Source organism: Nesterenkonia alba DSM 19423 (assembly GCF_000421745.1).
In the GTDB taxonomy this organism is placed as follows: domain Bacteria; phylum Actinomycetota; class Actinomycetes; order Actinomycetales; family Micrococcaceae; genus Nesterenkonia; species Nesterenkonia alba.
Genome location: NZ_ATXP01000002.1, coordinates 232224 through 257445, shown reverse-complemented (window position 1 = coordinate 257445; position 25222 = coordinate 232224). Strand labels below are relative to the sequence as shown.

General features: G+C 64.3%; 26 protein-coding genes. 16 read left to right on the top strand and 10 right to left on the bottom strand.

The window, feature by feature from the left end:
- Both H578_RS0102955 and H578_RS12855 read right to left on the bottom strand, forming a co-directional pair.
- On the bottom strand, positions 1–243 hold a 243-nt coding region (locus H578_RS0102955; protein ID WP_022872219.1), incomplete at its 3' end, for a transposase.
- Between the two features lie 20 nt (positions 244–263).
- Positions 264–1427 carry an MFS transporter gene (locus H578_RS12855; RefSeq protein ID WP_211215172.1) on the bottom strand — a complete coding sequence of 388 codons (1164 nt, stop codon included), beginning with the start codon at positions 1425–1427 and terminating at the stop codon, positions 264–266.
- A gap of 77 nt (positions 1428–1504) precedes the next feature.
- Here H578_RS12855 and H578_RS0102945 point away from each other — a divergent pair, with 77 nt between their 5' ends.
- From H578_RS0102945 to H578_RS0102915, 7 genes are all read left to right on the top strand, one after another.
- On the top strand, positions 1505–4474 hold the full coding sequence (locus H578_RS0102945; RefSeq protein ID WP_245554884.1) for a Na+/H+ antiporter subunit A: 2970 nt from the start codon (positions 1505–1507) through the stop codon (positions 4472–4474).
- Positions 4471–4980, top strand: a complete 510-nt coding sequence (locus tag H578_RS0102940; RefSeq protein WP_022872216.1) for a Na(+)/H(+) antiporter subunit C — start codon at positions 4471–4473, stop codon at positions 4978–4980. The genes H578_RS0102945 and H578_RS0102940 overlap by 4 nt, the downstream gene beginning before the upstream one ends.
- Positions 4980–6707, top strand: coding sequence for a Na+/H+ antiporter subunit D (locus tag H578_RS12850; protein ID WP_022872215.1), 1728 nt, complete (start codon positions 4980–4982; stop codon positions 6705–6707). Before H578_RS0102940 ends, H578_RS12850 begins: the two co-directional genes overlap by 1 nt.
- The gene (locus H578_RS12845) at positions 6704–7342 is read left to right on the top strand and encodes a Na+/H+ antiporter subunit E (RefSeq protein WP_022872214.1); all 639 of its coding nucleotides are present in this window, start codon (positions 6704–6706) and stop codon (positions 7340–7342) included. Before H578_RS12850 ends, H578_RS12845 begins: the two co-directional genes overlap by 4 nt.
- A complete protein-coding gene (locus H578_RS15855) occupies positions 7339–7779 on the top strand; it encodes an MrpF/PhaF family protein (protein WP_022872213.1) in 441 nt (146 codons plus the stop codon). Before H578_RS12845 ends, H578_RS15855 begins: the two co-directional genes overlap by 4 nt.
- Complete coding sequence (mnhG, locus tag H578_RS0102920) at positions 7779–8168, top strand: monovalent cation/H(+) antiporter subunit G (protein WP_022872212.1); 390 nt, start codon at positions 7779–7781, stop codon at positions 8166–8168. The genes H578_RS15855 and mnhG overlap by 1 nt, the downstream gene beginning before the upstream one ends.
- A 73-nt stretch (positions 8169–8241) precedes the next feature.
- Positions 8242–8424, top strand: coding sequence for a hypothetical protein (locus H578_RS0102915; protein WP_022872211.1), 183 nt, complete (start codon positions 8242–8244; stop codon positions 8422–8424).
- Between the two features lie 181 nt (positions 8425–8605).
- Here the strand turns inward: H578_RS0102915 and H578_RS0102910 are convergent, their stop codons facing one another.
- Positions 8606–8878 carry a DUF4235 domain-containing protein gene (locus H578_RS0102910; protein WP_022872210.1) on the bottom strand — a complete coding sequence of 91 codons (273 nt, stop codon included), beginning with the start codon at positions 8876–8878 and terminating at the stop codon, positions 8606–8608.
- A 70-nt stretch (positions 8879–8948) separates the two neighbouring features.
- On the opposite strand from H578_RS0102910, the gene H578_RS0102905 reads away from it, so the two are divergent.
- Positions 8949–9758: a carbon-nitrogen hydrolase family protein gene (locus tag H578_RS0102905; RefSeq protein WP_022872209.1), complete on the top strand. Its 810-nt coding sequence runs from the start codon at positions 8949–8951 to the stop codon at positions 9756–9758.
- 216 nt (positions 9759–9974) lie between these two features.
- On the opposite strand, the gene H578_RS0102900 is transcribed toward H578_RS0102905, so the two are convergent.
- On the bottom strand, positions 9975–10934 hold the full coding sequence (locus H578_RS0102900) for an aminodeoxychorismate lyase (RefSeq protein ID WP_022872208.1): 960 nt from the start codon (positions 10932–10934) through the stop codon (positions 9975–9977).
- Positions 10935–11255: 321 nt separating this feature from the next.
- On the opposite strand from H578_RS0102900, the gene cls reads away from it, so the two are divergent.
- Positions 11256–12764, top strand: coding sequence for a cardiolipin synthase (cls, locus tag H578_RS0102895; protein ID WP_022872207.1), 1509 nt, complete (start codon positions 11256–11258; stop codon positions 12762–12764).
- Between the two features lie 88 nt (positions 12765–12852).
- Positions 12853–13626: a hypothetical protein gene (locus tag H578_RS0102890; RefSeq protein ID WP_022872206.1), complete on the top strand. Its 774-nt coding sequence runs from the start codon at positions 12853–12855 to the stop codon at positions 13624–13626.
- On the opposite strand, the gene H578_RS12835 is transcribed toward H578_RS0102890, so the two are convergent.
- Entirely contained in the window at positions 13607–14995 is a 1389-nt protein-coding gene (locus tag H578_RS12835) for an anthranilate synthase component I family protein (RefSeq protein WP_051130747.1), read from the bottom strand. The two genes, H578_RS0102890 and H578_RS12835, sit on opposite strands and share 20 nt — an antisense overlap.
- Before the next feature lie 41 nt (positions 14996–15036).
- Between H578_RS12835 and H578_RS15405 the strand changes: the two genes are divergently transcribed.
- Positions 15037–15690, top strand: coding sequence for a TetR/AcrR family transcriptional regulator (locus tag H578_RS15405; RefSeq protein ID WP_022872205.1), 654 nt, complete (start codon positions 15037–15039; stop codon positions 15688–15690).
- 118 nt (positions 15691–15808) lie between these two features.
- Positions 15809–18610: an MMPL family transporter gene (locus H578_RS12825; RefSeq protein ID WP_022872204.1), complete on the top strand. Its 2802-nt coding sequence runs from the start codon at positions 15809–15811 to the stop codon at positions 18608–18610.
- 15 nt (positions 18611–18625) lie between these two features.
- On the opposite strand, the gene H578_RS0102870 is transcribed toward H578_RS12825, so the two are convergent.
- The gene (locus H578_RS0102870) at positions 18626–18841 is read right to left on the bottom strand and encodes a helix-turn-helix domain-containing protein (protein ID WP_022872203.1); all 216 of its coding nucleotides are present in this window, start codon (positions 18839–18841) and stop codon (positions 18626–18628) included.
- Positions 18841–19311 (bottom strand): DUF2975 domain-containing protein, encoded by a 471-nt coding sequence (locus tag H578_RS0102865; protein WP_022872202.1) that lies wholly within the window; start codon positions 19309–19311, stop codon positions 18841–18843. Before H578_RS0102865 ends, H578_RS0102870 begins: the two co-directional genes overlap by 1 nt.
- A 115-nt stretch (positions 19312–19426) precedes the next feature.
- Here H578_RS0102865 and H578_RS16140 point away from each other — a divergent pair, with 115 nt between their 5' ends.
- From H578_RS16140 to H578_RS0102840, 3 genes are all read left to right on the top strand, one after another.
- A complete protein-coding gene (locus tag H578_RS16140) occupies positions 19427–19966 on the top strand; it encodes a hypothetical protein (protein WP_156837188.1) in 540 nt (179 codons plus the stop codon).
- A 593-nt stretch (positions 19967–20559) separates the two neighbouring features.
- Positions 20560–20940: an RNA-binding S4 domain-containing protein gene (locus H578_RS0102845; protein ID WP_022872200.1), complete on the top strand. Its 381-nt coding sequence runs from the start codon at positions 20560–20562 to the stop codon at positions 20938–20940.
- Between the two features lie 4 nt (positions 20941–20944).
- Complete coding sequence (locus H578_RS0102840) at positions 20945–21298, top strand: non-heme iron oxygenase ferredoxin subunit (RefSeq protein ID WP_022872199.1); 354 nt, start codon at positions 20945–20947, stop codon at positions 21296–21298.
- A gap of 250 nt (positions 21299–21548) precedes the next feature.
- Here the strand turns inward: H578_RS0102840 and H578_RS0102835 are convergent, their stop codons facing one another.
- The 3 genes from H578_RS0102835 to H578_RS0102825 are packed head-to-tail and all read right to left on the bottom strand — an operon-like array spanning position 21549 to position 23559.
- Positions 21549–22271: a hypothetical protein gene (locus H578_RS0102835; RefSeq protein WP_022872198.1), complete on the bottom strand. Its 723-nt coding sequence runs from the start codon at positions 22269–22271 to the stop codon at positions 21549–21551.
- Entirely contained in the window at positions 22268–23182 is a 915-nt protein-coding gene (locus H578_RS12820; protein WP_022872197.1) for an ABC transporter ATP-binding protein, read from the bottom strand. Before H578_RS12820 ends, H578_RS0102835 begins: the two co-directional genes overlap by 4 nt.
- A gap of 11 nt (positions 23183–23193) precedes the next feature.
- On the bottom strand, positions 23194–23559 hold the full coding sequence (locus H578_RS0102825) for a GntR family transcriptional regulator (RefSeq protein ID WP_028463874.1): 366 nt from the start codon (positions 23557–23559) through the stop codon (positions 23194–23196).
- Positions 23560–23779: 220 nt separating this feature from the next.
- On the opposite strand from H578_RS0102825, the gene H578_RS0102820 reads away from it, so the two are divergent.
- A complete protein-coding gene (locus H578_RS0102820; RefSeq protein ID WP_051130758.1) occupies positions 23780–24565 on the top strand; it encodes an HAD-IIA family hydrolase in 786 nt (261 codons plus the stop codon).
- Positions 24566–25222 lie beyond the last annotated feature (657 nt).

Below are 25222 nucleotides of genomic sequence, written 5' to 3'. Positions count from 1 at the left end.
GCCCAAGGCCTGGGTCAGCTCGGCGACCTCGGCCTCCAGCTGTTCCTCTCGGGAGGATGGTCCGGACCTGCCGGCCACCAGGGCGGTCTTGCCGGCTTCCAGGAACTCGGCCTTCCACCGTCCGATGGACTGCTCACTGACTTTCTCCTTGCGTGCCACTTCGGCGATGGACATCTCGCCGGCCAGCACGCTCAGCACTATCCGGGTCTTCTTCTCCGCCGGAATCGAGGGTGGTCTACCCATGACTGACTCTCCTTCAGGACCTACATAACGGCCCTGCCACTAAGTCTGACGCGCGACACCTCCACCGGCGTGAGTTCCACCGGCCCCACCTGCCGCGGGGTCACCATGAACCACATAATGACCGCGATCCCCAGCAGGCTGATGATGCTCGCGGCGATGACCCGGCGCGGGCCGATGCGATCGTCGAACCAGCCGCCAATGAACGCCCCCAGTGCGGCCACCACATTGCCAGCAATGCCGAAGAGCAGCACCGACCCGGCGATCTCGGTCAACGGGATCTCAGAGTCCTCAATCCGGTAGACGTGGACCCCCAGCACCGCACCCCAGGTGAAGATCGCCGACAGCCCGTCGCGGTAGATCGCCGAGGAGAGCAGGAACCACAGCGTGTTGCGGTCAGCCCGCCACAGGTGGGCCAGCACCCGGAAGAGCCGTCGGTATGATTCGGCGACTGTGACTTTCTCCTCCACCACCGCCTGATCCGCCGTGGGCATCCGGGTCAACAACAGCGGCAGGGCAAAGAGCAGATGCCAACCAGCGGCCACCAGGGCCACCGCCCGGATGTTGATCGCGTCATCTTCGCCGAGCCCAAACCAGTGGGGCGGGTCCCCGGCGATCAGCCCGATGTAGACGATCAGCAACAGCACAATCCCGCCTAGATACCCGGCACCCCAGCCAATTCCGGAGACTCGGCCCATCCGTTGGTGGTCGGAGATATCGGTGATCATCGCGTTGTAGTTCAAGTTCGCGAACTCGTCGAAAATCCCCATCAGGGCCATCAATGTGACCCCCAGCAGCAGGTAGCCCTCCTCCGGGCGGACAAAGAAGCAGGCCGCCACCATCGTGATGACCATGACCGTGTTCAGTGTCAACCAGAGCCGGCGCCGACCCGCCTTATCAGTCCGCTGCCCGATCACTGGGGCAGTAAGCGCGACGACGGCACCGGCCACCGCGGTAGCCACCGCCAGGTACTGCGAGCCCCGGTCCCCGGGGCCGAATGCCTCCGAGGTGATGTAGGTGCCAAAGACGAATGTGGTCATCACCGCGGAGACGGTGGCATTGCCCCAGGACCACATACTCCACTTGGTAATGAGCCACTTGTTCAGTGGCTCAGCGGCCGACGACGGCGCCAGCCCACCAGGAGCGCCAGGACTGCCGGACTGGGATGGAACTGAGGCGTGGGTCACGCGGCGCATGGTAGCTCATCGTTGTTAAGATTGTTCGAACTCCCAGAACAGGTCGAAAGGGTCCGCTCGTGCTCATAATGCTCTCTGCGCTCTTCGCAGTGAGCATGGCCGCCCCCTTCCTCTTCACCTGGATAGGCCGCCGCGTTTTCTACGTGCTCGCCGCCGTGCTGGGTGTCGCCTTCGGCTGGGTGCTGGTCTATGGAGATCCCGCCCAGGACCGCACGGAAACCCTGGAGTGGATCCCGCAGCTCGGCGTGGAGCTCGCCTTCCGGATGGACGCGCTCGGCTACGCCATGAGCCTGCTCATCACCGGGGTGGGTGCGGCGGTGATGCTCTACTGTGCGCGGTACTTCCCGGCCCGGGAGCCCGCCGCTGGGCCGTTTTCAGCCCAACTGTTCGCCTTCGCCGCGGCGATGCTGGGGCTGGTGCTCTCCGACGACGTCGTGATGTTGTTCATCTTCTGGGAACTCACCACGATCCTGTCCTTCCTTCTCATTGGCTACTCCGCACACCGCGTCTTCGCTCGGCGTTCAGCGATCCAGGCGCTCATCGTCACCACTCTGGGCGGTCTGGCGATGCTCATCGGGCTGCTGTGGATCGGCGAGCTGGCCGGGACCTACCGGATCTCCGAGATGATCGACCAGGCCGGTGCGCTCTCCGGCCCGGCGGTGGACTCCGCCATGGCGCTGATCCTGGTGGGGGCACTGAGCAAATCCGCGCTCGTGCCGTTCCACTTCTGGTTGCCCGCGGCGATGGCAGCCCCCACACCGGTCTCGGCGTACCTGCACGCCGCAGCGATGGTCAAAGCCGGGATCTACCTGGTGGCCCGATTCGCCGAAGGTTTCCACGACACCACCCTGTGGCTGCCGATCGTACTCAGCCTGGGGCTGCTGACCATGCTGGTGGGGGCCTACCGCGCCCTGCGGCAGACAGACATCAAACTGGTGCTCGCCTACGGGACGGTCTCCCAACTGGGGTTCCTGGTCATGGTCAACGGGCTCGGAACCCAGGACGCCGCCCTGGCCGGGGTGTCCATGCTGCTGGCCCACGGGCTGTTCAAAGCCGCGCTGTTCATGATCGTCGGCATCATCGACCACAAAGCCGGGACCCGAGACCTGCGGGTGCTCTCCGGGATCGGGCGGAGCCAGCGTTGGCTGGTGGGGATCGCCGTCGTCGTCGCAGCCTCCATGGCGGGGCTGCCGCCACTGTTCGGGTTTGTCGCCAAGGAGATCGTCTTCGAGTCGATCTACGGCTACGCGGACGTCCACGGAGCCGCCGGTTGGGCAGTGCTCGCCGGGGTGGTGCTCGGCAGTGCCATCACCGTGGCCTATTCGGCCCGGTTCCTCTGGGGGGCCTTCGCCGACAAACGCGATGAACACGGCAAGACCCTGCCGGTGACAGCGTTCCACGGTAAGCCCGACGTCGTCTTCCTCGCCGCACCTGCCGGCCTGGCGGTCCTCACCGTGCTGCTGGCCATCTACCCGGCTCCGTTGCAGGAAATCGGTGAGGCCTTCGCTGCAGACTTCGCGCCGGTGGCCGAAGGGATCGAACCCACCTACCTGGCGCTGTGGCACGGCTGGACACCGGTGCTGGGACTCTCGGTGGTCAGCTGGGTGCTGGGGTTGGCGGCGTTCTGGCTGATCGGCCGCACCTCGGACCCGCAGAAGGCCGCCCCGCTGATGCTGGATGCCGAGCGGCTCTACCGCAACACGATCCGCACCCTCGATGACTTCGCCGGTTGGTTGACCGCCAAGACCCAGCGGGGTTCGCTGGCTTGGTACCTGTTCATCATCATCGCGGTAGCCACTGCACTGCCGGCGGGCATTATCGCTTTCACCGAGCACACCGTGCCCGAGCACATCATCCTGGCCGAAGAGCCCCTGCAGATGGTGCTCGGCGCGGTCATCATCTCCGGGGGCTTCGGCGCCATCTGGGCGCCCAAGAGGTTCATGGCGGTGCTGATGGTGGCACTCTGCGGCTGGGGGATCGCCGGGATCTTCGCGCTACAGGGAGCCCCGGACCTCGCGCTGACACTGCTGCTGGTGGAGTCGATCATCCTGGTGGTCTTCGTCCTGGCTCTGCGCAGCCTGCCAGCGGGCATCTGGACCCAGAACCCCGCCCGCTTCAAACTCGGCCGCGCATTGTTGGGTGCCGGTTTCGGTGTGGTCATGATGGTGGTGGCCGCGATCGCGATGGACTCCCGGGTCGCGGAACCGGTCAGTGTGGAGTACCCCTGGATGGCCTACGACGTCGGACACGGCGCCAATATCGTCAACGTCACCTTGGTGGACATTCGGGTGTGGGACACCTTCGGGGAGATTACCGTGCTTGCCGCAGCCGCCACCGGGGTGGCCAGCCTCATCTTCGTCAAGCGCCGCGATGTGGTGCGCAAGGAGCTCCACGAGGTCCCCACCGGTTCAGTGGGCCGGGTGCTCTCCGACCAGGAGCTCTCCACCCGGCAGATGAAAGAAATCCGGGTGGCCCGCTCCTTCGCCACTGTGGCACGGGAAGCCTGGCTGGTGGCCGGGCGCACGCTGGCCCCGGAGCACCGGTCCATCATCTTCGAGGTCGTCACCCGGCTGATGTTCCACGCGATCATCCTGCTTTCGGTGTACTTGCTGCTGGCCGGGCACAACACCCCAGGCGGCGGGTTCGCCGGCGGCCTGCTGGCAGGGCTGGCCTTCGTGCTGCGTTACCTGGCCGGCGGACGTTACGAGCTGGAAGCCGCCATCCCGTTCTCCGCCGGCGCGGTGATGGGCTGGGGCCTGGCGATCGCTTGCTTCACCGGGGTGCTGCCGCTGTTCCTGGGCGGGGCGGCCTTCCAGAGCTTCACCGTGGACTTCGCGCTGCCTGTGTTCGGCGAACACCACCTGGTCTCCAGTGTGCTTTTCGACGTGGGGGTCTACCTGGTCGTCATCGGGCTCATCGTCGATGTGCTGCGCAGCCTGGGTTCGGAGATTGACGTGCGTAGTGAGCAGGAGAGCCGCCGTAGTTCCAACCTGGGTCACGGCATCCACTCCCAGACCTCCCTGGGGGTGGCGCGATGACCGTCAACCTGACCCTGCTGACGGTGATGGGCGTGATGTTCGCCGTGGGGATCTACCTCATGCTCGAACGCTCCCTGACCCGGGTGCTACTGGGCACCATTCTGCTCTCCAACGGGGCGAATCTGCTGATCCTCATGACCGCCGGCCGCGCCGGCTACGCCCCGTTGTACCGGGACGGGCTCGAGGCCGATGAGTACCTGGATCCGCTGCCCCAGGCGTTGTTGCTGACCGCGATCGTGATCGCCTTCGCCATGGTGGCGTTCATGCTCGCGCTGATCTACCGCTCGTGGATCCTGGCCCGCCAGGACGAAGTCACCGATGACGAGGAAGACCGCCGCGTGGCCGAAACAGTCGGCGCCTACGACCCGGAAGAGGACGCCGAAGTGCCCAGCGAGGCCAGTGAGTTCATCGGGGAAGTCGACCCCAACACCGGGACCCTGCGCACCGATGACGCCGCCGGCCCACGCCCGGAGACCGAAGAGTCCGTGGAACGGGGTGAGCGGTAGTGGATGCCGAACTGCTCTCCTTCACCCCCTTGGCGGTGCTGCTGCCGTTCTTCGGCGCAGCCTTCGCCTTCGCGTTCTATAAGAACCAGTCCACCCAGAAATCCATCACCATCGGCACCCTGGTGGCCACGGTGGTGTTGGAGGTCATCCTGCTCACCGAGGTGTGGCACGGCGGGACCCACGCGGTGCACCTGGCCGGCTGGCCGGCACCCTACGGCATCGCCATGGTCATCGACCGGTTCTCCGCACTGATGCTGGTGGTCTCCTCGATCATCACCCTGGCGGTGCTCCTCTACGCCGTGGGGCAGGGTGCAGCGGAGGAGAAGAACGACGCCGGCCCGGTCAGCATCTTCTACCCCACGTACCTCATCCTCGTGGCCGGGGTGTCCAATGCCTTCCTCGCCGGTGACCTGTTCAACCTGTACGTGGGCTTCGAAATCTTCCTGACGGCGTCGTACGTCTTATTGACCCTGGGTGGGGGAGAGGCCCGCATCCGAGCAGGGGTGACCTATGTGGTGGTCTCCATCCTGTCCTCGATGATCTTCCTCATCGCCATCGGAGCCTTCTATGCGGCCACCGGCACGGTGAACCTGGCGGATCTGGCACTGAAGCTGCAGGAACTTGACCCCGGGGTCCAGCTGATGCTGCACGTGCTGCTGCTCATCGGGTTCGGGATCAAGGCTGCGGTGTTCCCCCTGGCGTTCTGGCTGCCGGACTCCTACCCGACCGCGCCGGCCCCGGTCACCGCGGTCTTCGCCGGACTGCTGACCAAAGTGGGGATCTACGCGATCATCCGCACCGAGACGTTGCTGTTCCCCGGTGAACGGATCAACACGGCGCTGATGATCGTGGCCGCGCTGACCATGATCGTGGGAATCCTAGGCGCCCTGGCCCAGGCGGACATCAAGCGTATGCTCTCCTTCACGCTCATCAGCCACATCGGCTACCTGGTGTTCGGGCTTTCACTGACCTCAATCATCGGCATGGCCGCGACGATCTACTATGTGGCCCACCACATCACCATCCAGACCACCCTGTTCTTGGTGACCGGGCTCATTGAACGCCGGGCCGGCTCCTCCAATGTGGACCGGCTCGGCTCCCTGGCGAAGTTCTCCCCCGCGTTAGCGCTGTTGTTCTTCATCCCCGCGATGAACCTGGCCGGGATTCCGCCGTTCTCCGGGTTCATCGGGAAACTCGGCATGATGGCTGGGGGTATCGCAGAGAACACCTGGATCACCTGGACTTTAGTTACCGCCAGTGTGTTGACCTCTCTGTTGACCCTGCTCGCGGTGGCGCGGATCTGGTCCCGCGGGTTCTGGCGCTCCGCCGAGGACGTCCCCGAGGCGGATAAGCTGCTGCGCCCTAAGACCCTGGCTCACGCCCGGGCGGCGAATAAGCGCCTGTTGCCGGCCACCATGGTGGTGCCCACTGCGGCCCTGGTGGCGATGTCCCTGGCGTTCAGCGTCTTCGCTGGACCCTTGATGGACTATTCCCGGGCCGCGGCCCAGGACATGTACCAGCGCACCCCCTACCTGGAGGCGGTACTCGGTCTGGAGCGGGTCGACGCAGTGCGTGACGATCTCGAGGGCTTCACCCGCGAACTCGACAATGAGCCCGACCCCGGCGATGACGGCGTCGACGACTACGCCCCGGTGGATACGTCTCTACAGCCGGATATGCAGACTGACGAATCCGGAACCTCAGTGGATACGGAGGTGGGTGAATGAAACGGCCCCGCACCCCCCTGAAACTCGAGCTGCCGCTGATCGTCTTTCTCGGCGTGTTCTGGATGGCGGTCTGGCAGAGCTTCGATATCGGCACTTTCATCCTGGGCCTGATCTACGGGACCATCGCGGTGCGGGTGTTCTACTTGCCGCCGCTGCGCGGCACCGGACGGATCAACCCGTTCTGGGCGCTGGTGTTCTTCATCCGGTTCCTGGGCAAGATGGTGTACGCCAGTTTCGAAGTCTCCTGGATCGCCCTGGTCCACGGCCCCCGGGTGCGCAACTCGATCATCTCCATCCAGTTGCGCAGTCACGACGACCTCATCATCACCCTCACGGGGCACTCTCTGGCGCTGGTGCCCGGGTCTGTGGTGATCGACGTCGACCGCACCACCGCCACCTTGTACCTGCACACCCTGAATGTCACCGACGACGCCGACGCCGAAAAGATCCGGCAGGACGCACTGCGCACCGAGGCGCTCATCATCCGAGCGGTGGGCAACCGCTCCGATCTGGCCGTGGTCAAAGCCGAACGTCGGCTCGGGCGGGTCGCAGGGTTCTCCAAACTGGAGCGGGAGATGCCGCTTCCGGCCGACTCCGCTGAGCCTCCGCCGCGCCGACTGGGGGAGAGAGCATGATCCTCGATTACGCCTACTGGATCACCCAGGCACTGCTGGGTCTGGCCGTGCTGGGTGCCGTCTACCGGGTCTACCGGGGACCCAGCGTGCTGGACCGGGTCATCAGCGTAGACGTCATTCTCATTGTGGTCGGTTCCATGCTGCTGGCCGATATGGCCTACCACGAGCACCAGGACTTCATCCTCTTTGTGGTGGTCACCGCGGTGATTGGGTTCCTTGGTGCGGTGGCGATCGCCCGCTACGTGGTGGTCCGGGTTCCCGAACCTGACCACCCGGAGACCGTCGAGGTCCCCGAGGTGGAACCAGCCGCCCCCGGCCAGCGGGGCTCGGGTCAAGGCCGCGGTGCCGAAGAAGACGAGACAACATCCTGGTTCGCCGCGCTGACGAAGTCCGGGTTCACCCCGAAGAAGAAAGACGACCAGGCGGGGGAGAGCTGATGCTAGAGACGATTCTGGACACGGTGGCCGCGGTCTTCATGGTGATCGGAGGACTGATGTCCTTAGCCGCCGGCGTCGGGCTGGTGCGCTTCCCCGACCTGCACTCCCGGATGCACGCAGCCACCAAACCCCAGGTGCTCGGTTTACTGATGCTGCTGCTCTCGGCCGCGATCATGTGGCGGTCCTGGGAATGGGTGGCGATCTGCCTGTTGGCTTGGGGGCTGATGATCCTCACCGCCCCGGTGAGCGCCCACGTGGTGGGCCGAGCCGGGTACCGGACCAAGCACCTGCGCACCGACCTGCTCACCCACGACGAGCTGGCACTCACCGTGGAGCGGCTCTCCCGCCAGCGCGGGGTCCGCCGAGAGCTCGACGACACCAAAGATTAATCCACCGGCCACGACCGGAAGCTCCTCACCGGGACACCCCACAACACGCCGCTGAGCGGCTAAGCTAGGCGGCATGATCCTGAAGATTGCGTTCGCTCTCATCACGATCCTGGCCGCCATCGCGGGCATTATCGCGCTGGTGGGGGACCCCAATGTGGCCGCCGGGTTCTCCTTCGGCGCGGCGGTGGTCTCCGCGGTGGGCATCGCCTACCTGCTGGGGCGTGACGGGAAGAAAACCAAACCGACCCCGCGGTAGAGAGCTCAGTCCGGCCCCGTACCACGGGAAGACCTGGTTGAGGGTGAGCCGGCCGCGGCACGGCGTCTGCGCGGGTCGAGCCTGTGAACGACCGTAGGGTAAGACGGCCAGCGACGGGCTGAGCTGTGGTCAGCAGTGCTCAGCCGGCAGTGTTCAGACTTCGGAGTTCAGACCCGGGAGTTCAGACCTCGGAACGCTTGCCGTAGGAGGCCTTGATCTTCTTTGAAGCTTCACGGGCCCCGCGCTGGGACAGGATCTGCACCGTGGCCGAGATCGCCGCTGAGGTGACCGCAAAGACCAACGCTTTCTTCAAGGAGACGGTGTCGACGTCGTCGTGCTTAGGGGCATCCTCCCCGGTCACCTGCTTCCAACCGAACTCGAAGACCTTGGTGGCCACCAGCCCCCCGGCCATCGAGATTCCCCTGGTCAGTGCCTTGTCCACGAGCTTGTCCATCTCACCTGCTCCTTACGGGGGTCGTCCGGCTGCATCCGCCCCCAGCCTAGCGGACCAGTAGGGTAGAACCATGCGTATAGCGGTGTGCCAGATCGTCACAGGTCCGGATCCTGCAGCGAACCTGGAACTCATGGCCCAATGGACCGCCGAGGCGGCCGACGCCGGCGCGCAACTGGTCGTCTTCCCGGAGGCGGCTCAGCGCGCCTTCGGCTATCCCCTCACGGAGGTGGCTGAGAACAGCGACGAGTGGTCCACCGCGGTACACAACCTGGGACGCCGGCACGGCGTGGTCGTCATCGCCGGTGGTTTCACTGCCGGGGACCCTGCCGAAGATGGCACCCCGCGGGTGAGGAACACCCTGCTGGCCGCCGGACCCTCCGTGCTAGCCACCTATGACAAACTGCACCTTTACGACGCCTTCGGGTTCACCGAATCCCGGACTGTGCAACCCGGTCAACGACCGGTCCACTTCCCCCTGCTCGGGATGAACTTCGGACTGGCCACCTGTTACGACATCCGGTTCCCCCAACTGTTTCAGTACTATGCGCACCAAGGCACCCACGCCGTCGTCGTACCCGCCTCCTGGCAAGCCGGCCCCGGAAAAGTCGCGCAGTGGCGGACGCTGGCCGTGGCGCGAGCTTTGGATTCCACCCAGTACGTCATCGCCTGTGGGCAGGGGCTACCCGAAGCTGCCGGTGTTGAAGCACCCCACGGCGCACCCTCCGGGGTGGGGCACTCGGTGATCGTCTCCCCGGCCGGAGAAATCCTTGCCGAAGCTGAGGAAGCACCGGAGATGCTCATCGCCGAGATCGACGTCGAAACAGTCAACGCCACCCGGGAGAAGCTGCCCGTGCTGGCCAACGCCCGCACCCTGGGGTGAATGCCGGCGCGCCTGAGGCAGCACGGCCCAGCTCAAGGTCAACGCCCGCACTGTGGGGTGAATCGGTGGGGTGAATAGGCGGGTCGGAGCAGGGACCTGGGGTGAATAGGCAGGGTCGGAGTAGGGCGAGGTTGGACTGGCTGGGCTGAATTGCGACGGGGTGAACTGCTCGCCCGGTGAGGGGCGAGGGGCTGTGGCTCTCTGTGTAGCCGGTGCTTAGGTGGTCGGGTGCTGGACGGGGAGGTCCTGGTTGAGGAACTCGTTGAGTTTCTGGGTCCAGGTGGGATCCACCGCCAGTTCGCGGTCTTCGACACGAGCTACCGGGGACGCCAGACGCACCGACGAAACCAGCCACAGGTGGTCGGCAGTGTAGAGGTCCTCCGGGGTGAGAGGGCCGTAGCCCAGATTCCATCCGGCCCGTTCGGCTGCGGTGAAGATCGCCCCCTGGGTGGTGCCCGGCAGGATTCCGGTCTCCAGGATGGGAGTCAGCAGTGTCGGCCGCTGCGGCTCGTCAGGGTTCTTCCGCAGCAGCAGGACCGTGGAGGTCGGGGCCTCCAGGATGTGCCCGTCGCTGGTGGTGAAGATGACGTCGTCGAACCCGTGGGACTTCGCCCACCGTAAGGCAGCCATATTCACCGCGTAGCTGAGCGTTTTGGCGCTGAGCAGCAGCCACGGGGCACGTTCAGCGGCGGTGGCGTCATGGCCGCGGTCAAGCAGAGTCACCGCGATGGGGGCGCCTCGCTTGGCTTTTATCTCCTCCGAGACGGGGCTGAGCAGTGCCCAATAGGTGCCGGCGAAGGCGGGGTCATCACTGGCAGGTTCACCGTCCACACCGCGAGTGGCGGTCAGCCGGATGGTGACCTCATCGGGAAGTCCGCCGCGGTTGCGGAATTCGTCCAAACCGCGCTGGACCGCGCTGCGCCAGGATTCCGCCGGGGGGATCCCGATCTCAGTGAGCCGAGCCGAGCGGGCCAGACGCTGCAAGTGGGCCTCGAACTTCCGCACCTGGCCATCGCGGGCCAGCATCGTCTCAAAGACACCATCGCCGCGGACCACACCCAAATCAGTGACTCGCAACTGGGGTTGGTGGGGGTCGAAGACCAGCCCTGAGGGGTGTTCGGCGTCGATCCGCACCGCAACAGCGCTCACAGAATCCTCAAGAAAGTGCTCAGCCATGCGCCCGAGTCTACTCCTGAGCGACTGGTGAGTTCTGGCAGGCGCCCCTGCCGGCGCGGGCCCTCAGCCGCCACCTGCCGCCGGCGCCGCCCCCATCCTCCGCGGGAAAGTACAACCACAGCGGGATATATCCCGCGGTGTTTCGACAAACCCGCGGAGGTTAGGTGGGCGCGGGGGCTGGGCGTGGGTGGCTGTGGGTGCGGCGTGGGCGGGGCGCGGGGGTTGGGCGGGGCGCGGGGGTTGGGCGTGGGGGCTCAGTGCTCCACTGACGGTGCTGCGCCGGCACACCGTAGGATGGATGGGGATCTGGAGGGAAAACATATGGTGTGGCCGCTGAGCGGGCTGGGAATCGAGGGACTGCCGGTATGGGTGGTCGCCATCGTCCTGGCCTTCGAGATCGGCGTACGCGTGGCGGTGCTAGGGATCATCCCCGGCAACCGTCGGCCGCAGACGGCCATGGCCTGGCTGCTGGCGATCTTCTTCATGCCGATCATCGCCCTGCCGCTGTACCTGCTCCTGGGCACCAACAAGCTCTCCGCGCGACGGCAAGAACGCCAGCGCCGCATCAACGAGACCCTGCTCGAAGCCACCCGGGGAATGGATCTGTCCAACCAGCTGCGCGACTACGACGAGCAAATCGGCGCCACCGCAGCCCTGAACCGCAACCTGGGGGCCTTCCCCATCCAGGACGGTAACGAGATCACCCTGATCTCCGACTACAAACGGTTCTTCGAGCGTCTGGTCGAGGAGATCGACGCCTCCACCGATTACGTCCACATGCTCTTCTACATCATGGGCGACGACGACGAATACGCCGGTCCAGTACTCGATGCCCTGGAGCGCGCCGCCGCACGTGGGGTGACCGTCCGGCTGCTCTACGACCACCTCGGCACTCTGCGTGTGCGTGGGTACCGGCGCCTGCGCCGCCGCCTGGAGGCCGCCTCCGAACAGTGTCCGAACTTCCAGTGGCGCCGAGCCCTGCCCATCCGTCCACTCAAGCGCCGCTTCTCCCGGTTGGATCTGCGCAACCACCGCAAGATCGTCGTCGTCGACGGGGAAACCGCGTTCACCGGTTCAGCCAACCTTATCGAACCCCACTACCAGCGCCCCTCGGCGGTCAAACTCAACCGCAAATGGGTGGAACTCAACATTGAGGTCTACGGCCCGGCGGTGACCGGGCTGGACATCGTCTTCGCCTCCGACTGGTACGCCGAAACCGGGGAGAACCTCGGCTCCCAGCTGCTGGTGGACCTTGAAGCCGATGAGGCAGCCAGCGGCGGCTCCCTGGCTCAGGTGGTGCCCTCCGGCCCCGGGTTCCCCGATGAGAACAACCTACGACTGTTCAACGACCTCATCTACCAGGCCACCGAGCGGGTCGTGATCTGCACCCCCTACCTGGTGCCGGATGACTCGCTGCTCTATGCGGTGACCAACGCCGCCCACCGGGATGTCGACGTCGTGCTGCTAGTGACCGAGCGGGCCGACCAGTTCACCGTCCAGCACGCCCAGCAGTCCTACTACGAAGCCTTACTGGAGGCCGGGGTGCGGATCTTCCGGTATCCAGCTCCCGATGTGCTCCACGCCAAGGTGATGCTCATTGATGAGGACGTCGCCGTCATCGGCTCCTCCAATATGGATATGCGTTCCTTCTCCCTGAACTTGGAGGTGACCTTGATGATTGTCGATGAAGCAAAAGTCGCCGAACTCGATGAGGTGCTGCGGGGTTACCTGGAGGTTTCCACGGAATTGGACCCGGAGGCGTGGGCTGAACGTCCCTGGCAGGTCCGGTATTTGGACAACGTTTTCCGCCTGACGGCGGCTCTGCAGTAGCGCCGGGGGCGTCACACCTGTACCGAAACTACAGAATTGAACTATTGTGGCCCACGTGCCATCGGCGTATCACAGGATTCCACGCGCAGTGACTGCTGTCAGTGCCTGCGCTCTGCTGTGCCTGCTCTCCGCCTGCGGGGATAACGACACCGCCGACACCAGCCCCACCGACGACGTCGCCACCGAGGGTCAGACTGCTGAAGGCACCACCGATCCCGCCAATGAAGAAACCGACGAGGCCACCGAAGAAGCCCAGGACGAGCCACTAGAGCGGCTCGAGGATGAGGAATTCGGCCGTCTGCTGCTCAGCGCCTCCGATTTACCGGAATCCCCGGATGAGCACTCCACCCACCGGGGTGCGGCCTGGCTGGAGGAAAACATCGCCGTGGAATCCACCGCCTACCGGGACAATTTCGGCGATGACCCCTGTGCCGAAGCCATGGATGAGGTCAACCCCCGGCTGGTGGGCGAGCACGGAGTCACCGGCCAACTGCACGAGTACCGCCGCGCCCTGGAGAATGAGCGCAGCGAACGGATCGTCGTGTGGGGGCTGGGTTTCGAGGACGGCACCGAACCAGACAGTGACGACCTATGGGATGACCTGCTGGGTGCCTGCTCCGGCGACGGCCTGGAGAATGACACTGAGACGATCACCGTCACAGCGTTCGAACACGACCCCTTCCGCGGCATGACCCTGCGTATCACCCCCAGAGATAACGACGCCGACCCGGTCGAGTTCCATTCCGCCACCGCCGAGGTGGGACAGAACCTGGTGATGGTCAGCGCGGCCAATGTCAGCCCGGAAACCTTCGAAGAGCTCATCGAGACTCAGATCAGAAAGATCAACGCCGCCGGCGAGTAACCGCTTCGGCCGGGAACTCTGCCCCCAGGACGCCGAGGACCCCACGGGACTTGGTGATGATCTCCTCCCATTCGGCCTGGGGGTCGGAGTCGGCTGTGATCGCCCCACCGAGACCCAAGTGCATATCCGCGGTCTGCGCCTTCACATGCGTTCGGGTGAGTACCAGGGTGCGGATCAGCACGGAGAGATCAGCCTCCCCGCTGCCGAAGAAGTAACCAGCCGCGCCGGCGTAGGGGCCACGCGGTTGGCCTTCCAGCCCGGCGAGGATCTCCACAGTGGAGATCTTCGGCGCCCCAGTCATCGAACCCGGAGGGAAAGCCGCCGCCACCGCATCAGCCGGGTGTGCCTGCGGGGAAAGGCGAGCGCTGACCGTGGAGACCATCTGGTGAACGGTGGGGTAGGTCTCCACCGCGCAGAGCCGTTCGGTGCGCAGTGACCCGGGCACGGCGTGCACGGAGAGATCGTTGCGCGCCAAGTCGGCGATCATAATGTTCTCCGCCCGGTCCTTCGGGTGGGTGCGCAGATCCTCGGCCAGTGCGGCGTCCTGCTGCCCGGTGGCGCCCCGAGCGCGGGTGCCCTTCATGGGTTCGGTCCGCAGTAGACCGGATGCGGAAAGGCTGAGGAACCGTTCCGGTGAGGTCGAAAGAATCTCGGTGACGCCGGCGTCGTCGTGCGTTGCAGTGTGGGCGGCCTGCGGGCCGGGGCTGGTTTTCGGCACGGTGTTGATCTCTGCGTGGGGGAGCATGAGGTACTGCGTAAACGGCGCCCGATTAGCCTCCACGAGCCGGGTGAACAGTCCCAGGGTGTCGGCGGTGTGGATCTGGCCGGTGACCGCAGTGGTCAGGCAGGCCTCATAGGTTGTGCCCGCGGTGATCTGCTCCTGGATGCGGCGAATCTTCTCCAGGTACTGCTCGCGGCCGTCCCGGAGGTGCAACTCGCCCACCTCCCAACCCCGCTCCGGCGTGGCTGACGGGCTCGGGGGAGAAGCGGTGTGCTGTGCGGTGGCGACAACCTCCCCCCAGGCGCGCTGGCCCTGCGGAGTCGGCACCGGCTCTGTGCCACGCAGGCTGAGATCCCCGGTGTGATGGTCCACGACGACGGCATGGGTCACCCGGAAGAAACGGGCGGCACCTTCATAGGTGATGGTCCCGGCCCAATCGTCCCCGCCGGGCCAGACGCTCTTCAGCCAGGGCAGATAATCCTGCTGATGCACCACCGCAGCCCGCTGCCCCAGACTAAAGGCGAGGATGCTGTACCGGCTGCGTTCCGGGCGGGGGGTGAGTGTGTGATCGGCGGAATACAGCAGCGCCTTAGGTGCGGAAGGGAACTGCCCGGCCAGGGTGCGGAAGAGGGCAAGCGGCTCGGGCATGGGCCGATTCTATGACCTCACCGGGGGATAGCATGTGCTCCATGACAGCGCAGCGGAACGGGGAACACCAGGGGGATCAGGACCAGCCCCGGGAGCAGGCCGAGCCCCGTCGCGGCCGGCCGCGCAGCGAGGCTGCCCACCAGGCCGTGCTTGATGCCGCCGCCCGGCTGCTCGACGCCGAAGGCTGCTCCTACGAGGAACTCACCGTGGAGCGGATTGCCGCTGAAGCCGGCGTGGGCAAGCAGACGATCTACCGCTGGTGGAAGAACAAAGCCGACGTCGTCCTCGAATCCCTGCTCACCGGGCGACTGAAACTCGACTTCGCGCCGGTGCCCAATACCGGTGATATCCGGGCGGATCTGGTGGCCTGGGTCGAGCAGGCCATCGAGCAGAAAGAGCACGAAGACGCCGAACCGATGGCACGCAGCCTCGTAGCCGCACTGGTCAACGGCGGTGAGGAGACCTACGCGCTTGTGGAGTCCAGCTCCCTGTGGGAGAACATGCACTTGACCCAACGGTTCCGGGAAGAAGCTGCGGCCGGGAAACTGCGCCCGGGTGTGGATCCGGTGGCGGTGGCCTCGGCGATTATGGATCCGTTCATCCTCCGGGTCATTACCCGCGGCAAGCAGGAACCGGAATGGCTGTTCATGCATCTGGATCTGGTGCTGCACGGGGCACTGCCGCCCGGGGAGTAAAACTCAGTGAGTTTGCTCACAGTTCACCGCAGCGAGACTCAGATTGAATTGCGAGACGCCGCGTTCCGTTTATGATGGTCGGGCGCTCCCCGCCCCCTCTTGCTGACGAAGGACGATCATGGCCAGACTGCTCTACCGCCTGGGACTCTTCGCCGCGCGCCGCGCCAAGGCGGTCATCGCCTTCTGGTTCGCCATGCTGCTGGCCGCCGTGGCCGCTTTCGCCGGGTTCGGTGGACAACTGACCGACCAGATCACCATGCCGGACCTGGAAACTACCGAGGTGGCCGACCGGCTGGCCGATGAGCTCCCTGATGCCTCCGGTGGTTCCGGCACCGCGGTGGTGCGGACCACCGATGGCGAGCCGTTCACTGAAGAACAGCAGGACCAAGTGGCCGCCCTCATCGAGGAGGTCGAAGCCCACGACGTCGTCGACGAGGTGACCAACCCCTTCGACGCCGAAGAGGAACTCGCCTCCGGGCAGGAAGAACTCGCCGAGGCCCGCGAGCAGCTGGCCGAGATGCCCGATGATTTCGACCCCGAAACGGCCCAGGCGGAGATCGAAGCGGGCCGGGAGGAACTCGAAGCCGGACAGGCTGAACTGCAGACCGCTCGCGAGGAGCTCGACGCCGGCTGGGACCAGTTGGAAACCCAGCTCGCCGAAGCGGATATGAGCATCGATGAGCTTGACGAGGTCCGCGCGGAGATCGAAGACGGGCTGGCCGAACTCGATGCCGCCGACGCCCAGATCGACGCTGAAGTGGAAGCCGCACTCGCCGGGGGCTACTGGCCACAGGTAGAAGCCGAACTCAACGCCCAGCGCGCCGCGATCGTCGCTCAGCGTCAGGAACTGCAGGGTGCCTTGGCGCAGGTCGAAGGGGCCGAACAGGCGGTGGCTGAGCTGGAAGCCGGTGAAGAGGAGTGGGCCGCCGGGCAAGAAGAGCTCGAAGCCGCTGAGGCGGAACTCGATGAAGCCGAAGCCGGTATCGCCGAATTCGAGGAAGCCTTCGCCAACGATGAGGATCCCGAGACGCTGCTGGACCGCAATGAGCGGATGCTGGAGCTGGTCTCCAGTGCGGAGATGGTTTCTGAAGATGGCGACGTCGCCATCCTCATGGTCAGCTTCCACGAACCACTCGAGCAGATCGGCACTGAGAGTCTGGCCGCGGTCTCCGACACCCTCAGCGAAGCTCAGATCGACGGAGCCGAAGTCCTCCCTGGCGGGGATCTCGATTTCGAGATGCCACACTTGTTCAGCATTGCTGAGGTCATCGGGCTGATGGTCGCTGCCGTGGTGCTGCTGGTCATGCTGGGCACTTTCATTGGTGCCGGACTGCCCCTGCTGAACGCGCTGATCGGCGTCGGCATCGGTGTGTCCGCCGCGATGGCGCTCTCCGGTGTAGTGGAGATGATGTCCATCACCCCGATCCTGGGGCTCATGCTGGGTCTGGCCGTCGGTATCGACTACGCCCTGTTCATCATCAACCGGCACCGCAAGCAGCTCAAAGCCGGAATGCCGCTGATGGACTCCATCGCCCTGGCCAACGGCACCGCCGGCAACGCGGTGGTCTTCGCCGGCGCCACCGTGGTGATTGCCCTGGTGGCACTGAACGTCACCGGGATCCAGCTGCTGGGTCTGATGGGAACGGTGGGGGCCTGGTGTGTGACGATCGCGGTCCTGATGGCCACTACGATGAGCCCGGCGCTGCTGAAACTGGTCGGCTGGCGGATTCTCAGCCGCAAGGAACGCCGCCACATCGGGTTCGAGGAGCACAAGCCCAAGGAGATCACCGAGCCCATCGGCAGCCTGAAGGCTCTCGGGCTGGCGGCTGCGGCGGTGGTGGGGCTCGGGGTGCTGGCCATCCCGACCTTCGATCTGCGGCTGGGGTTGCCCGATGCTAGCTCTCAGGCGGAGGATTCCACCGCCTATCAGGCTTATGTGGAGACCGAGGAGGCCTTCGGGCAGGGTATGAACGGCCCGCTCATTGTGCTGGCCGACTTCCCTGAGGCCTTCGACGATGAGGGCGAGGCCACGGACTATCAGCTCGATATCGCTGATGGTCTTCTCCAGCACGAGTCCATCGACGCGGTGATCCCCGTGACCCTCAGCGACGACTACGATATGGCCGCCTATCAGGTGATCCCCGAGGAGGGGCCTGCCGCAGAGTCCACTGAGGAACTGGTCCATGAGTTCCGCGATGCCAACCCCTTGGCGGGCACTGCGGTGGAAGATGCCGAACTGTCTGTGGCGGGGATGACCGCCGCGGAGATCGACATCTCCGGGGTGATCGCCGATGCTATGCCGCTCTACCTTGCGTTGGTCATCGGGCTTTCCCTGGTGCTGATGGTGATGGTCTTCCGTTCGATCCTGCTGCCAATTGTGGCCACCCTCGGGTTTGTGGGGTCACTGGCCGGGTCGATTGGTGTGGTCGTCGCCGTGTTCCAGTGGGGATGGCTGGGTGACATTTTCGGTGTCAGCCGGCCCGGGCCGGTGCTGACCTTCCTGCCGATCCTTATGGTGGGGATCTTGTTCGGTTTGGCGATGGATTACCAGTTGTTCACCGGTTCGGGTATGCGGGAGGCCTATGCCCACGGCTCCAAACCGCGCCTGGCGGTGCGGCAGGGGCTGCATGCCGGCCGGGCGGTGGTGACCGCTGCCGCGCTCATTATGTCCTCGGTATTCGCAGGGTTCATCTTCACCGACGACCCCATGGTGGCCTCGATTGGCCTGGGTCTGGCGGTCGGAGTGCTGCTGGATGCGTTCGTGGTGAGGTTGGTGCTGGTGCCGGCACTGCTGACCCTGCTTGGCCCGGCGGCATGGTGGCTGCCCGGCTGGTTGGACCGGATCATGCCCGACGTCGACGTCGAAGGGGCCAATCTGGAACGCACCCACGCTCAGACCCACGCCGGCTCCGGCATCTGACCCCACGCGCAGTTTTCAGTCGGGGTTTTGGGGACGGTATTCGAGGATGTCGCCGGGCTGACAATCGAGTTCCCGGCAGATCGCATCGAGGGTGCTGAACTTCACGGCTCGGGCTTTGCCGGTCTTGAGGTTGCTGAGGTTGGCGACAGTGATGCCGACGCGTGAGCTGAGTTCGTTCAGCCGCATCTTACGTTTGGCCAGCATGACGTCGAGGTTGACAACAATGGGCATCAGACGGTGAGCTCGTTTTCCTCCCGCAGCCTGACTGCGTGACTAAAGAGGTGGTGCATGATCGCAGCAGAGGTCATGCCGAACGCACTTAGGATAGTCGCTCCGCCCCATAAGGTAACGATAGAGAGATGCAGGGGTGCGCCTGTAGTCCAGATGGTCAGCACAGGTGCGAGAAGCAGTGCTCCAGCGGCAGCGAACAAGTATTTGATTCGTGCGAACTCCTTCACGGTGGACTGAGAGAAAGCCTGCCCACGGTCCATGAGGCGGGTGAGCCGGATGCCGCATATCAGAACCCCTGCGACTGCCATGAGGGGAAGCAACGTGGCAACCCAGACCGGCCAAAGCAGGTTGCTGTACTCCGGCGCCATCCGGGCCGCGTCATGGCCGTAGAGAAGTAAGCCTGCGGCGACGAGCGCTAAGGCTCCGAGCAGAAGCATGATCCAGACCCTGAGGTACGTCGTTGAGCGCATAATCGCAGAGTACCAAAGCTGATGGGCGACGGGAAGGGTGCTTAACGGCAACTAATCTATGTAACACACTGAAAAATTATCGCAACACAGTAATTGCCTGTGTTGCCATGGAGGCATGGTACTTAAATCATTAGCGTCGGTATTTGTCGTTTCGCTCCTCGGCCTGACTCCTGCTCCCTCGTCTGCTGCCGTGGATGGTGATCCTGTGGAGATTCAGGGAGACTCCGTCATCATCAATGGAGAGGTGTACGGGCCCGAAGATGGAGTGGAAATTGAAGAGCACACGATTGTCCTCGACGGCGGCGAATCAGCAGATGACTCATCAATTGGTCCCGATAGTCGTTCTACGCCTGTGTATCAGTCGTGGGGTGCCAGTTATGTCCAATCTCAGGAGTATGTGCAGTTTGTGTACCGGGGTGAGGCATATGCCGCCGCCAATGTGTGGAACGGGCAACGGGTAGTCGGGGTCTGTTTCCAGTACAGAAGAGATGGGAATAACCTTCATTCGGAACTCTGCTCAAGTGCACGTTCCACTGGATCAGGGTGGCAGCCTGGAGAGACCGTGAGTCGTCTGCAGACTGACAGTCTCGGCCCGAATGATCCGGTCACCGAGTTCCACTACCGGATCATTCGAGTAGATCCAAGTGTGAACTGATGGTTTGAGAACTTCGTGTTTGATCGTGACCCGGGAGCCGGGCTCCGCGCTCCCGGGTCACGATGCATATGGGGAGCGTTCGCCAGTGCTCGGTTTGAATACCCGGGTGGAGGTGTCTCTCGGCTCATGGGTTAGGGTTCTGCCCCTATTCCTGGATCTGGGCTTGTGGTGAAGTGAGTCCCTGGGTCGGATCCGGAGGCCCCGGGGTTAGAAGACCCCTCACCGGAGGAGACCCTGACCCCTGACCCTGACGGGCCAGACCCGGGGGAGGACCCTGCAGAGGTCGATTCGCCGACGCCAAGGGATCCAGCTGAGTCTTCGGAGCCCTCCCCGACAGGCACCGCCTCCCCGAGCCCTGGGGAAACGGACGAGGCCCCTGGCCCTGAGCCGGATGCTACCGAGACGCCTGCTCCTACAGAGTCAGCCAGCCCGGAGGCCAGCGAATCCTCGGGTCTTGCCCATACCGGCTCTGCCTGGGTGAACTTGCTGCCGCCGGCAGCGCTGCTGCTGATCGTCCTCGGTGTCATGTTCACCACGCTGCGGAGTAAGGCTGGCAGCAGGAGACAGTAGCTATCCATCTAAACTGGGCGGTTATGGATGGTCCCACCGCTCCGGTCCGGGTGGATGCCTGGTTGTGGTCGGTCCGGATGTTCAAGACCCGCTCGGCGGCTACTGGGGCGTGCCGCGCGGGGAAGATCAAGATCGACGGCGACCCGGTCAAGCCGGCTACCAAAGTCTCCCCTGGCGCCCGAATCCACATCAGTCGGCCAGGTCACGTGGTCATTCTGGAAGTCGTGCATACCCACGCCAAACGTGTCGGAGCACCGGTGGCCCGGCACGCCTACCGGGATCATTCACCCGAGCAGATCAAACCCCGCGATGTCGGCTTGCCACGCCGGGAGCGGGGTGCTGGTCGGCCCACCAAGAAAGAGCGGCGGCAGCTCGAACTCTTGCGCGGCTACCTGAAAGAATAGACCTATGACTGACACAGTTGACCTGGGACCGGAGGATCTCCTCGGTGACGGTGAAGCGATGCGCATCCCCGCCGAGCAGACCGGCTACCCGGAAGACATCGCCCTGGTGCGTTCCGAAGATGGGGACTACTTCGCCGTCGACGACGAATGCACGCACGCAGCGGTTTCTCTTTCCGACGGTTTCGTAGAGGAAGACACCATCGAATGCCCGATGCACGCCTCGGCATTCTGCCTGCGCACCGGAGTTCCCGAAACCCCGCCAGCGATCACCCCGGTCAAGACCCACCACGTCACCGTGGAAAACGGTCGGGTCATCCTGCACCCGGGAGTGCCCCGCAGCGAGGCTCCGGGACAGTAAAACCGGCCCCGTTTGTCCGGTGTGCACCCTCCGTTTACGAGCCGTTTACCCACGGAGCAATCTCCGGAAAAACTCACAGGAAACATCCAGTGATTTCGGGGGGTTCCATCAAGGTCGACCCGTAGATTACTAACTACCTCATCAAGGTGCGAGTGATTCAAACCCCCGGGTGGTTCTTCTAGCGTCCCCCTCACGCGAACCACCCGGGGGTTTTCTCTGCCCTCAGCCTGTCCCGAGGGTTGCGGCTCCTCTACTCCGCAGGAATGCGGCGGATGGTCAGCCAGTTCGCCACAGTGGCTACCCCTGTGGCTGCCACCAGCCAGCCGGCCCACGTGAAACCGTTCTGGTCGAGCAGCCACTGCCCGACCGCAGCCCACCCATCGGTGATGGTCGCCCAAGCGACCAGCAGTAACAGCACCACGAGGACTGCCCCGGTTATAGCCCAGAGCCGCATGAGCCCCACTCGCCGGTAGAGCATCGGGATGAGAAACGCACTGGCCATGGCACACAGAGCCAGGGCGGTGGAGAACGCCGCGACCTCGAAGGCCCCCGCGGTTCCCGTCAGGTAAGGCACGGCGACCGAATAGTGGCCGATGCCGTAGCCATCGAAGGCTTCCTCGAGCGCCGCGGCGATCCCGAACAGCACTCCGATGAGCGCAGCGGTGATGAAGAAAACGACATAAGTGCCCAGTAAGAAGGTGCGCCGACTGTAGCTCAGGCTCAGGGCGTGAGGCAGGCTATAGGCAGCCAGCATCATGGATGAAACCGCGGCAGCACCGATGACTGCACCGTGGACTGCCCCGGTGGCGCCGCTGGTGCCAGGCCCCACCAGCACACTGGCGCCCTGGACGTGAATCAACAGCACAATGAGCACTGAGATGGTGTAGGCGATGCCGAAAATCAACGGCACCTGGGTGACGATATTGTTCCTCTGCAGCACGTGGAGCCGTGCTGCGCTGACGACCCGACTCATGACTGGGACTCCTCTCGCGCTGTGCGCTGTTCCCGGGTGGTGAGGTGCACCACCAGGTCCTGCAGCCCCACCGGGAGGACGTCGACCTCCAACTGGGCGGCACGCTGCCGCTCTGCCTCGGTCAGGGCTCCTTCTGCAGTGAGCCGGACAGTACGGCCCATTTCCTCGCGGGTGAGCACCTGCCGTTCTGCGGTGATCTGGTCCACTGCATCAACCCGGCCCACCAGAGTGACGGCCCGATCGCGCAGGTCATCGGCAGGTTCATGCAGCAGCACCCGCCCCTGGTCGATGAGGACCACATTCTCAATCAGTTGGGCGATCTCATCGATGAGATGTGAAGAGATCACAATCGTGCGGGGGTGTTCGGCGTAGTCCTCCAACAGCGCCCGGTAGAACTGGCTACGAGCCACCGGGTCCAGCCCCACATACGGTTCGTCAAAAAGGGTCAGATCCGCCCGGGAGGCGATACCGGTGATGACTCCCACGGCTGAGCACTGCCCGTGGGACATCTTCTTGATTTTGGTTTTCTCCGGGACACTGAACTCCTCGATGAGCCGGTGAGCCACATCCCAGTCCCAGTTCGGGAAAGCATCCGCAGCAGCTCGGAAGGCATGAATCGCCCGAATGTCATCCTGATACTTCTGAGATTCCCGGATGAAGCACATCCGCGGCAGGACCTCTTCATTTTCATGCGGGGTTTGACCGAAGATACTCACCTCACCGGAGGAGGGGAACTCTTGACCGGTGATGATGGACATCAGGGTGGACTTACCGGCCCCATTGCGGCCCAGTAGACCGTGGATAGTCCCCGAGGTGAGGTCAAGATCGACGTCGTCAAGCGCCGTCGTCGTCGAATATCGTCTGCTCAGCCCACGCACACTTACTGCGGGAGTCTGTCCGGGGTCGGCCATGGCCGCTCCTCTCATGGGGTGCGCTGCGCACGCTGACGCAGCAACTCGATCACCTGGTCCACTGTCATCCCCAGATGCTCGGCTTCGGCCAACATCGGGTCCAGGTAGTGATCGGCAAAGCGTTCGCGCCGCTCGGTGCGCAGAATCTGACGCGCCCCTTCGGCGACGAACATGCCCAGACCCCGGCGCTTGACCAGGATGCCCCGGTCCACCAGCAGATTGACGCCCTTGGCGGCAGTTGCCGGGTTGATCCGATGAAAGGCAGCCAGTTCGTTCGTGGAGGGAGCACGCTCACCTTCGGCCAGTGACCCGTCCAGCACCGAGGCCTCGACCTGCTCGGCGATCTGTACGAAGAGGGGACGACCTTCCTCCACCACTTCACCGCCTTCCATTCCATCCGTGGCCCGGGCTGGACCAGCTTAAACCGCATCACTACATCAGTGGTTCATTACTTGACTAACTAACCATGGAACAAGGGTGGGAGTCAACTCTGTTTCCCTCCAGCACGGCGACATAGGATGAGAGAAAATCCGCGACCAGAGAGGGAAGTGAGCAACTGTGGAGCATGAGGCCACGATCGAATGCTGGCTGACCGATATGGATGGAGTCCTTGTCCGTGAGCAGGAAGCACTGCCCGGAGCCGCCGAACTCTTGGAGCAGTGGCGGCGGGCGGATTTGCCCTATCTGGTGCTCACGAACAACTCGATCTTCACCGCCCGGGACCTCTCCGCCCGGCTGCGGCACTCGGGGCTGATTGTGCCTGAGGATCGCATCTGGACTTCAGCCTTGGCGACCTCGACTTTCCTGTCTAAACAGATCAGTGGCGAGTCCAATCCATCGGGCACCGCATACGTGGTGGGTGAAGCCGGACTGACCACTGCGCTGCATGAGGCCGGGTTCATCATGACGGAGACAAATCCCGACTACGTGGTGGTCGGTGAGACCCGCAACTACAGCTTCGAGGCCATCACCAAAGCAGTGCGGCTTATCAACAACGGGGCCCGATTCATCCTCACTAATCCAGACGCGACCGGCCCCAGCCCAGAAGGGGTGCTTCCGGCCACGGGGGCGATCGCTGCGCTCATCACTAAGGCCACTGGCCGCGACCCCTACGTGGTCGGCAAGCCCAACCCGATGATGTTCCGCTCCGCACTGAACCACTTAGGAGCTCACTCGATGCACACCGCGATGATCGGAGACCGCATGGACACCGACATCGTCGCCGGTATGGAAGCGGGGATGCACACCGTCCTGGTGCTCAGTGGTGTCTCTTCTCAGGCCAGTATCAGCCAGTACCCCTTCCGCCCGGACCGGGTCATCGACGGGGTCTACGAGCTGTTGGAGGAACCCCTGAACGACCTTGCGGAGGACAGCGCCGGGTGATGCGGCCAGGAGTCAGGCGGCAGCAGTCGTGGCTCCTGACGGCAGAGAGAAGCCCCCGGGTGGTTCGCGTGAGGGGGGACGCTAGAAGAACCAACCCGGGGGCCGAATCACTCGCACCTTGAAGAGGCACTTTCTAAAGTAGGGGTCGACCTTGGAGTTTCCATCTACGCAGGCTGAATACTGGCTATGAGTTTTGAGGGGCCTGTGTGCTTCACGGAGCTTCAACCTCTGCTGTAACGGTGGACTCCCGCCGAGGTCACAGGCTGATTACAGTGTCACGTGACTGTGGAGGATTCTTTCAGCTTCCCATCGCGTGAGGATCCTCCCGCCTTCCCCCGGTCACACCGCAGTGCTGACAAGGCACGCCCGTTGCCTCGGTCGTGCGCGCCCGAAAGTGAGGAACTGTACTCGTGCAGAAGAGAAGCAGCAGAAGAAGGATCTCTGCCGCCGTCGCCGGCACCTTGGCGGCCGGACTGACCGTCCCCGTCTCCGCCGCCGGAGCATCCGCGGCCCCCGCCCAGACCCCGACGGCGCCATCGCCGTCGAGTCTGCCGAACTTCAGCAGTATTGAATTCGACGCCGAGCCGGCTGCCCTACCCGGCGGCAGCGAATCCACGACCTCCAGCGCTTTGCCGTTCAGTGCAGCGCATTCCTCCC

Bases quoted from the DNA above. Each gene is read 5' to 3' on its own strand.
- H578_RS0102945 (WP_245554884.1), top strand. From the start codon at position 1,505: ATGCTCTCTGCGCTCTTCGCAGTGAGCATGGCCGCCCCCTTCCTCTTC.
- H578_RS0102940 (WP_022872216.1), top strand. From the start codon at position 4,471: ATGACCGTCAACCTGACCCTGCTGACGGTGATGGGCGTGATGTTCGCC.
- H578_RS12845 (WP_022872214.1), top strand. From the start codon at position 6,704: ATGAAACGGCCCCGCACCCCCCTGAAACTCGAGCTGCCGCTGATCGTC.
- H578_RS15855 (WP_022872213.1), top strand. From the start codon at position 7,339: ATGATCCTCGATTACGCCTACTGGATCACCCAGGCACTGCTGGGTCTG.
- mnhG (WP_022872212.1), top strand. From the start codon at position 7,779: ATGCTAGAGACGATTCTGGACACGGTGGCCGCGGTCTTCATGGTGATC.
- H578_RS0102915 (WP_022872211.1), top strand. From the start codon at position 8,242: ATGATCCTGAAGATTGCGTTCGCTCTCATCACGATCCTGGCCGCCATC.
- H578_RS0102910 (WP_022872210.1), bottom strand. From the start codon at position 8,878: ATGGACAAGCTCGTGGACAAGGCACTGACCAGGGGAATCTCGATGGCC.
- H578_RS0102905 (WP_022872209.1), top strand. From the start codon at position 8,949: ATGCGTATAGCGGTGTGCCAGATCGTCACAGGTCCGGATCCTGCAGCG.
- H578_RS0102900 (WP_022872208.1), bottom strand. From the start codon at position 10,934: ATGGCTGAGCACTTTCTTGAGGATTCTGTGAGCGCTGTTGCGGTGCGG.
- cls (WP_022872207.1), top strand. From the start codon at position 11,256: ATGGTGTGGCCGCTGAGCGGGCTGGGAATCGAGGGACTGCCGGTATGG.
- H578_RS12835 (WP_051130747.1), bottom strand. From the start codon at position 14,995: ATGCCCGAGCCGCTTGCCCTCTTCCGCACCCTGGCCGGGCAGTTCCCT.
- H578_RS15405 (WP_022872205.1), top strand. From the start codon at position 15,037: ATGACAGCGCAGCGGAACGGGGAACACCAGGGGGATCAGGACCAGCCC.
- H578_RS12825 (WP_022872204.1), top strand. From the start codon at position 15,809: ATGGCCAGACTGCTCTACCGCCTGGGACTCTTCGCCGCGCGCCGCGCC.
- H578_RS0102870 (WP_022872203.1), bottom strand. From the start codon at position 18,841: ATGCCCATTGTTGTCAACCTCGACGTCATGCTGGCCAAACGTAAGATG.
- H578_RS0102865 (WP_022872202.1), bottom strand. From the start codon at position 19,311: ATGCGCTCAACGACGTACCTCAGGGTCTGGATCATGCTTCTGCTCGGA.
- H578_RS16140 (WP_156837188.1), top strand. From the start codon at position 19,427: ATGGTACTTAAATCATTAGCGTCGGTATTTGTCGTTTCGCTCCTCGGC.
- H578_RS0102845 (WP_022872200.1), top strand. From the start codon at position 20,560: ATGGATGGTCCCACCGCTCCGGTCCGGGTGGATGCCTGGTTGTGGTCG.
- H578_RS0102840 (WP_022872199.1), top strand. From the start codon at position 20,945: ATGACTGACACAGTTGACCTGGGACCGGAGGATCTCCTCGGTGACGGT.
- H578_RS0102835 (WP_022872198.1), bottom strand. From the start codon at position 22,271: ATGAGTCGGGTCGTCAGCGCAGCACGGCTCCACGTGCTGCAGAGGAAC.
- H578_RS12820 (WP_022872197.1), bottom strand. From the start codon at position 23,182: ATGGCCGACCCCGGACAGACTCCCGCAGTAAGTGTGCGTGGGCTGAGC.
- H578_RS0102820 (WP_051130758.1), top strand. From the start codon at position 23,780: ATGGATGGAGTCCTTGTCCGTGAGCAGGAAGCACTGCCCGGAGCCGCC.